Below are 7,938 nucleotides of genomic sequence, written 5' to 3' on the forward strand. Positions count from 1 at the left end.
CGCACATACACCGGGATGACCAGGATCGCCGCCGTGACCAGCGGTGAGGACCTGCGATCGCAGCGAGCGTAGGCACCGCTCGACGGGCCCGGCCATCCGTCGACCGGGGGAACGCAACCGGTCCTTCGGCTGGATTCGAACGCTGCTCGACGCATTGCCGAGGGCGCCACGCATATCCGAAGGTGAACAGATGCTCAGCGGTACGGTCGTAGGTGGCCGCGCCATCGGCACATCCGGTACGACAGCGAAGCAGGTCAATTCATGATTCGAGTGATCATCGTCGACGACGAGGCATTGGTCCGTTCCGGATTCGAGCTCATCCTGGGGGCCGCGCCCGATATCGAGGTGGTCGGGACGAGTTCCGGCGGCGGTGCGCTCGCGCTGATCGCCGCGCAAGCGCCGGACGTGGTGTTGCTGGATATCCGGATGCCGGACGTGGACGGGTTGACGGTGTTGCACGAGGTGCGCGCGATGAGCGCACCCCCGGTGGTGGCGATGCTGACGACTTTCGACACCGATGAGTACGTCGTCACCGCGCTGCGTTCCGGCGCGGCGGGATTCCTGCTGAAGGACACCGAACCGGACCAACTGCCGCAGGTGGTCCGCACATTGGCGGCAGGGGGAGTGGTGATGTCTCCGAAAGCCGCTGCGACACTGCTGCATCAGGACAACGCCCTGAGCCGGCTGGCCGCGACCGACGACGAGGTCGCCCGGCTGGACCGGCTGACCGAGCGCGAACGAGACGTCCTCGTGCTGTTGGCGGAGGGGCTGTCGAACGCCGATATCGGGCAGCGGATCTTTCTGAGCGTAGGAACGGTGAAAGATCATGTCAGCGCGATCCTGGCCAAGCTACGCGTCGCCAGCCGGGTGCAGGCGGCGCTGGTCGCCCAACGGGCCGGGCTGCTGACCGATCGGCGCGAGGATCGATGATGCCGCGCACGCGTGCGCCGCTGTGGGTGATCGATACCGCGCTGGTGCTGCTCGCGGCCGCCGACGCGTGGTTCGGTAGCGTAAAATACGATCCCGACCAACTGACGATCGCCGCGCTCGCTTGCTTCGGTCTCGTCTTCCGGCGGCGATGGCTGCTGCTCAGCTTCGCGCTGACGATTCCGGCTCTGGCCCTGACCGAACTCGTCGTCGCCCCCGCGGTCGCGCTCTACACACTGGCGAAACTGTCCGCCAATCGCTATCTGCCGGTGGGGTGCGCGGTGGTGGCCGGCCTTGTCGCCGCGTCGTCGAGCCCGTTCTTCGAGTTGTCGCGTACCGATGCCATCGCCTACTTCGCCTATACGGCCGGGACCGCCATCGCTCCGGTCTTCTTCGGCCAATTGGTGCGCGCCCGAGACGAACTCGCCCAGCGACTGATGGAGATCGAGGAGGCGCGCGACCACGAGCGCCGGTTGCACGCCCAGGCCGTTCTCGCCAGGGAACGGGCGCAGATAGGACGCGAGATGCATGACGTCGTCTCCCATCAGGTCAGCCTGATCGCCGTGCGGGCAGGCGCCTTGATGGTCGCCGCACCCGATACCGATACCAGGGACGCGGCACGCACGATCCGGCAGCTGAGCGTGACGACTCTCGAGGAACTCCGGCATCTGGTGACGTTGTTGCGTGCCTCCGGCGGAAAGACCTCCGAACTCACTCCGCAGCCGACGCTGGCGGACCTGCACAGCCTGATCGAATCCAGCGCACTGCCCGTCGACCTGGCGGGCACGCTGCCCGCCGACATCACCGGCGCGGCGCAGCGGGCGATCTACCGCACGGTGCAGGAAGCGCTGACCAACGTCCGCAAGCACGCGCCCGGCGCCGACGCTCGCATCGAGCTGTTCTCCGATGCCGATCACGTCGGAGTGATCGTCAGCAATTCGCCGCCCACCCGGACGGCGATTCCCTTGCCCGGCTCCGGTCATGGCCTGATCGGCTTGGCCGAGCGCGCTGAACTGCTGCAGGGCCGGTTGCGCACCGGCTCTACCGAGGAAGGCGGCTTCCGCGTCGAACTTCGCCTGCCGCGTTCCTGACGGCCGCCGTCGCGCTCGCTGGCCGCGCACCCGACGTCGGCCGGGGGCGATACCGCCGGTCGGCGGGTTCCCGTCCGGGCACCTGGATCGCAGAATCGAAGGTGCGCTGTGAATCAGGCACGGCGCACGGTCACCGCTACCGGCAAGAGCGGTGACAGGCAGCGCCCGACCGGGCGCGTTAGAAGACGGGCACCCGTGGAAGACCCCCCCTCGCCGCGGGTGCCCGTCTCCGCCGGCGAGGCGTCGCACCGGTGCCGCCAGGCCGGTCGACCCAGTAGCCGAGTCGTCTCCGCCGGGTGGCTGGTCTCGCTCCGCCGTGTGGCTGGGAGTTCGCTGCGGGGGTGTGGGAGCGGCAGTCGGGAGCTTACGTTCGATGGCATGAAGAAAACGTCGCCCACCTTTGCCCGGCTCCGGGTCCTGTGGTCGTTCGTCGCGCCGCATCGTCGTGCCCTCGCAGTCGGATCGGTCCTCGGTGTCCTGGGCGCGACAGCCGGCCTGGCCACCCCCATGATCACGAAGTGGATCCTCGACGCCGTCGGATCCGGTGCCACGCTCACGACTCCGGTCGCGGTGCTGCTCGGACTGTCGGTGTTCAGTGCGACCGTGCTGTGTCTGGAGACGATGCTGCTCGGCACGATCGGCGAACGTGTGGTGCTCACCGCCCGTAAGTCGCTGGTGCGCAGATATTTCCAGGCGACCATTCCTTCGCTGAATCGACGCCCCATCGGTGAACTGGTGACCCGGGTCACCTCCGACACCGTTCTGCTGCAGGAGGCCGCCTCCGCCAGCCTGCTCGGCTTGATCAACGGCGTGATCATGCTGGTCGGCACCCTGGTGCTGATGGCCGTGCTCGATGTGATGCTGCTCGTCACCACGCTGGTGGCCATCGGTGCGGTCGGTGTGCTGTTCCTGGCGCTGATGCCGGCTGTGGCCACCGAACGGCAGCGGGCTCAGCAGCGCCTCGGCGCTGTCGGCGCCGCACTCGAGGGCTCCCTGCACGCGATCCGCACGGTGAAGACCAGTCGCGCCGAGCAGCGCCAATCGGGGCGCATCATCGCCGAGGCGGAGGCCTCGACCGGGCACGCGCTGCGCGCGGTCCGCCGCGAGGCCATCGCGTCGGCGATCACCTGGGCGGGTGTGGAGATCGCGATCGTCGTTGTCGTCGCCGTCGGCGCGGGGCGGGTCGGCCAGGGTTCGCTCGCGTTGTCGAGCCTGATCGCCTTCCTGCTGTACGCGTTCGCGCTGATCGAACCGGTAACTGGGCTCGGCCAGCATGTGATGACCCTGCAGGGCGGCATCGCCGCGGCCGGGCGCATCCGGGAGATGGAGCAGCTCGAGATCGAATCCGACATCGACACACCGAAGATCGCCGCCAACGCGGTCGGCGATTCCCTTCCGGTACTCGAATTGCGTGGCGTCACAGCAGGTTACGGACGAGACGATGCTGTGCGCGACATCGATCTCGTCATCCCGCGCACCGGGCATGTGGCGATCGTCGGCCCGTCCGGATCGGGCAAGACTACGCTGCTGTCGCTGATCATGCGGTTCCTCGAACCACGCGAGGGACAGTTGCTGCTGAACGGACGGCCCTACAGCGACTACGGCCACGCCGGGGTCCGGGCCAGGTTGGCCTACGTGGAACAGGACACTCCGGTGGTTCCGGGAACGATCAGGGAGAACCTGCTCTACGCCCGCCCCGACGCGTCCGAGGACGACCTCGCCGAGGTCATCCGGGCGACCCGGTTGCGGGAGACGATCGCCGCACAGGCGAACGGGCTCGACACCCCGCTGAGTTCGTCCTCGGTGTCGAGCGGTCAACGTCAGCGCATCGCGGTGGCGCGGGCACTGCTCGGCGCACCCGATGTGCTGTTGCTCGACGAGGCCACCGCGCACGCCGACGGCATCACCGAGGCCGCGATCCACGAGTGTGTGCGGCAGCGGTCGTGGGTCGGCGCGGTGGTCACGGTCGCCCATCGTTTGTCGACCGTGGTCGACGCCGACCACATCGTGGTGTTGCAGGACGGCGGCATTCGCGCTCAGGGCTCGCACGCCGAGCTCGTGGACACCGACGAGCTGTACCGCGAGCTGGTGAGCGCGCTGCGGATCGAGGAGCGGGCCACGGCGCGTTGATGCGGCGAACGGCACCCGTGTCCGCAAGCCGGGCACGGGTGCCGCGGGCGGTTCGGGGCAGGTCGCCGGTCAGCGTGTCGTGTGATGACCGGCCTGGTTTGCCAGCCACGAAGATCGCAGGCAGCGCCGAGGTGGTTGGACGTGATCGGGACCGGCACGGAGAGGTAGCGGGCTGAATCAGGTACTGATCGTTGTGGCGTCGGTGCTCGCGCTGTGGCCGGGAGGTTGGAGGCGTGATCGTTTGCTCGCCGGCTGGCTGGGTCCCCGTGGCACGGCCTCGATCGTGTTCGGGCTGATGGCATTCAACGTCCTGGACGGCCAAGCGGCTGAGACGACGCTGTCGGTGATGGTGATCGTGGTGTTGGGAAGCGTGATCTTCCACGGTGCAGGTTCGGCAGTGGCGACAGGGGTGTCGCGGCTGCGCTAGAGGCCCATACGACGTGCGAAGCCGGGTGGGCACGCCGGTCGACGAGCCCACCCGGCCTGAAGACCTCAGCGGATGTATTTCGCTGGTTTGGTTGCCGCGTTGAGTAGATACTCGAGCGGTCCGCGCTTGAAGAAGCGCGACCATACCGTGGCGAACACGGTTGCCCCGAGGATGAACCAGAGCAGCGGTATCCACGACTGCGCGGCGGTGGGGCCCATGTGCATTCCCACGGCGCCCTGCACGACGAAGTGGCCCACGTAGCAGGTCAGCGACATGCTGCCCACAGCGATGATCGGCACCGCAAGTCGCCTCAGCAACCCGAACCGCTCCAGCGCCGCTGTCGCGCCGACGATCACGAGGATCGCGACACCGAGACTGCCGACGATGTCGAAGGTCGTACCGCTGTGCGGTCCGGCCAACAGCAACGAACCCGGACCCTGTGCACCGAACGGTCCCATGCTCGAGTCCATCTTCGCACTCATGTCCACGTCCGAGGGCGGCATAGAACCTGCCATGCTCTTCAGCGCGTCCGCACCGCCCAGCAGCCGTGACAGACCGTAGCCGAGTACGACGAGCGCGGCGCCGAGCGCAGCAACCCGCCTTCGCACCGCACCGGTCGCCAGATCGAGGCGAGCCAGCGCCATACCGGCGATCACGAACGGCATCCACGTTATCGTCGGGTACATGCCGGTGAGCAGCAGATCGAGCACGCCGACGTTGCTGAGCTTCTCGAGCGGGTCGTAGGCGTTGATGGTCTGCAGGACCGACCCTGCGAAGACCTTCTTCAGGAGGAAGGCCAGCTGGGGGGTGACGAGTGCGAGCCCGGCCGCGATGAGCGCGAGCTTCTTGGCACTCATCTTGACCAACGGCAGGGCAAGCAGGAAGTAGACGCCGTAGAAGGCGAGGATCACGACGTCGCCGTAGACCATCGCCATCGCGGTACCGATCGCCAACAGGACAAGGGCACGAATCGCGATTCGTGCTTTCGCCTGTCGTCCGGCCACACCGGTCTTCGGCTCTCGACGGCCGGCGATCAACATCAGCGAGAACCCGGCGAGGGTGGCGAACAGGATCGAAGAGCGCCCTTCGACCACATACCGAAACCAGCCGCCGACGCCGCTCGTCTGTGAGGGGCCAATGTGCACGGTGTACATACCGAACACCGCCAGCGCCCTCGCCACGTCGAGGCCCACCAGTCGCGCAGTCGATGGACCGGGTGGGGCTGGTGCGGCGTCTTCCGCCGGTGGTCCGGCAGGCGGAGACGAGGTCTTCTCCGGGTGCTGTATCGAGGTCATACAACCAATGTCGCGGCCGCCGCGTCGCCGGAACATCCGGCAAGTTCCGGTTTCCGCCCCGCCGATCGGCTGGTCTGACAGCCGAAGTGCGGGTCTATCGGGGGCCGTATGCCGCCTCGGCCGCTACTGGTTGAGCGAGTTCACCACAAAGACCGCCAAGCCGAGCATCGTATTTCCCAGCCCGATCGCCGCCGCTTTCCACGCGGAATAGCCGCCTGCTCGGGCTGCCAGCAATCCCCAACCGAACAGCAACGCCGTGTTCACCACCAGGATGATTGTGGTGTAGCCGAGGGTGATCGAGCCGTCGGGGTGAACGATATCGTCGTGCCAATCCAGCAAATGCGCGAACAGAAGGATGAGAATCGTAGGCAGACAGGCGATCACGAGCGGTATGCCGGTGAGCATGCTGCGCCCGAGGTCCGCCCAGAATCCCGATTCCGAATCGGCGCTGTGGGTTTGTTGGAGACCGTTGGATCTGGAGAGGATCAACGGTATGGGTGGTCCGTTGCGGCACTGGGTGAAACAAGCGAAGGTGTCGCGAGCCGTGGCTGGTGAGCCTGTTCCGGTTCCGGAGTCGCCGGAGGCGAAGGATGCGCGGATTCGCGAGTTGGAGGCGCGCAACCGTGAGCCGGAGCGGGCAAATCAGATTCTGAAGGCGGCCTCGGCTTTATTCGCCAGGGAGATGGACCCGCCACCGCCGAAGGGTGAGGTTTATCAATGAGTATCGGGCCGGGGGCCGGTTCACGGTGACCGAGATCTGTGATGTGCTGGAATTTCGGCAGCAAACGTATTTCGCCGCGAAGAAGCCGGAGCGGGAGCGGGAGCCGTCGCGACGGGCGGTGCGTGATGCGCCAGATTCTGGCGGAGATCCACCGGTTGCGGGAGGTCGATCGGGGACGCCGGCGCGATTACGGTGCCCGGAAGATGTGGCGGGAGTTGGTGCGCGCGGGTGTCGAGGTGGGCCGCGGCCGGGTGGAGAGATTGATGCGCGCCCATGGTCTCGCGGGCTTGGTGCCGACGCGGCGCAAGCCACGCACGACAGTGCCAGGGAGCGAAGACCGGCGTCTGAAAGACTTGGTGGACAGGAACTTCCGCGCTCCGGTGCCGAACCAGCTGTGGGTTGCGATCACGTATGTGGAGCTCGCTGGGCGTGGATTCTGTTACGTGGCGTTCGTGACCGACGTGTTCTCGCGGGCTGTCGTCGGCTGGCAGGTGTCGGATTCGCTGAAAACCGGACTGGCGCTGGACGCGTTGGAGATGGCGTTGTGGAATCGGCGGGATCGGTTGAGTAAGAGCTCCTAACAGGTTCGGAAGGTTGGCGTCGACTCTGCTTGCAGGGCAGTATGTTTCGTCGTGGCGGCACCGTGGATTGTGGAGGACGAGTTGTGGGCAGTGATCGAGCCGCTACTGCCCGCCCGCGAGCCTGGGACACCGGGTCCGACGCGGATGGACAATCGGTTGATGTTACAGGGCATCCTGTTCGTCCTGTTCACCGGGATCGGGTGGGAGGACCTGCCCCAGGAGCTCGGTTTCGGGTCCGGGATGACCTGTTGGCGCAGGGTGAGGGACTGGCAGCAGTTGGGGGTGTTCGAGGCCCTGCACGAGACGATGCTCGCTCACTGCCACCGCGCCGGGTTGATCGATTTCGACCGGGTGATTCCCGACGGCTCGCATGTGCGGGCGAAAAAAGGGGCGCCGACACCGGACCGAGTCCAGTCGACCGCCGCAGGACAGGATCGAAACACCACATCCTGACCTGCGGCAACGGATTACCGCTCGCGATCACACTGTCGGGCGCCAACTCGGGCGACCACCTGCTGCTGCCCGAGTTGCCCGACAAGGTCCGACCCCTGCGCGGATGCCCCGGCCGGCCGCGCCGACGGATCACCACCCTGATCGCGGACAAGGGCTACGACTACCCGCGCGTCCACGACGAGCTGCGCCGACGAGGGATCACCGGCTACATCCCGCGCCGCGGCACCCGCGACAAAGTCTCCGGGCGGTGGATAGTCGAACAGTCCCTTGCCCTGCTGCATCAATACCGCCGCCTCGCGGTCCGCTGGGAACG

8 protein-coding genes and 2 pseudogenes are annotated in these 7,938 nt (G+C 66.9%); 8 read left to right on the forward strand and 2 right to left on the reverse strand.

The features are described 5' to 3' along the window. Positions 1–261 precede the first annotated feature (261 nt). From APZ21_RS05025 to APZ21_RS05040, 4 genes and pseudogenes are all read left to right on the forward strand, one after another. On the forward strand, positions 262–930 hold the full coding sequence (locus APZ21_RS05025) for a response regulator (RefSeq protein ID WP_054812013.1): 669 nt from the start codon (positions 262–264) through the stop codon (positions 928–930). Next, positions 930–2,018, forward strand: a complete 1,089-nt coding sequence (locus APZ21_RS05030; protein ID WP_204249035.1) for a sensor histidine kinase — start codon at positions 930–932, stop codon at positions 2,016–2,018. The genes APZ21_RS05025 and APZ21_RS05030 overlap by 1 nt, the downstream gene beginning before the upstream one ends. Before the next feature lie 378 nt (positions 2,019–2,396). Beyond that, a complete protein-coding gene (locus APZ21_RS05035) occupies positions 2,397–4,148 on the forward strand; it encodes an ABC transporter ATP-binding protein (protein ID WP_054812015.1) in 1,752 nt (583 codons plus the stop codon). Between the two features lie 232 nt (positions 4,149–4,380). Continuing rightward, a pseudogene (locus tag APZ21_RS05040) lies at positions 4,381–4,575 on the forward strand (cation:proton antiporter); the annotation flags it as partial. Positions 4,576–4,640: 65 nt separating this feature from the next. Here the strand turns inward: APZ21_RS05040 and APZ21_RS05045 are convergent. Both APZ21_RS05045 and APZ21_RS05050 read right to left on the reverse strand, forming a co-directional pair. Continuing rightward, positions 4,641–5,768, reverse strand: a complete 1,128-nt coding sequence (locus APZ21_RS05045) for a DUF418 domain-containing protein (RefSeq protein WP_204249036.1) — start codon at positions 5,766–5,768, stop codon at positions 4,641–4,643. Positions 5,769–5,993: 225 nt separating this feature from the next. Then, entirely contained in the window at positions 5,994–6,359 is a 366-nt protein-coding gene (locus APZ21_RS05050) for a hypothetical protein (protein WP_054812017.1), read from the reverse strand. A 4-nt stretch (positions 6,360–6,363) separates the two neighbouring features. Here APZ21_RS05050 and APZ21_RS33710 point away from each other — a divergent pair, with 4 nt between their 5' ends. The 4 genes and pseudogenes from APZ21_RS33710 to APZ21_RS36145 form a co-directional block, all read left to right on the forward strand. Next, entirely contained in the window at positions 6,364–6,591 is a 228-nt protein-coding gene (locus APZ21_RS33710; RefSeq protein ID WP_156370677.1) for a hypothetical protein, read from the forward strand. Between the two features lie 125 nt (positions 6,592–6,716). Continuing rightward, on the forward strand, positions 6,717–7,172 hold the full coding sequence (locus APZ21_RS05055) for an IS3 family transposase (RefSeq protein ID WP_054812018.1): 456 nt from the start codon (positions 6,717–6,719) through the stop codon (positions 7,170–7,172). A 69-nt stretch (positions 7,173–7,241) separates the two neighbouring features. Next, positions 7,242–7,460 (forward strand): annotated as a pseudogene (locus tag APZ21_RS36140) (transposase); the annotation flags it as partial. Continuing rightward, the coding region (locus APZ21_RS36145) for a transposase (protein WP_156370680.1) at positions 7,373–7,938 on the forward strand (566 nt) is incomplete at its 3' end. The pseudogene APZ21_RS36140 and the gene APZ21_RS36145, both read left to right, overlap by 88 nt.

This window comes from Nocardia arizonensis, assembly GCF_001310275.1.
Taxonomy (GTDB): domain Bacteria; phylum Actinomycetota; class Actinomycetes; order Mycobacteriales; family Mycobacteriaceae; genus Nocardia; species Nocardia arizonensis.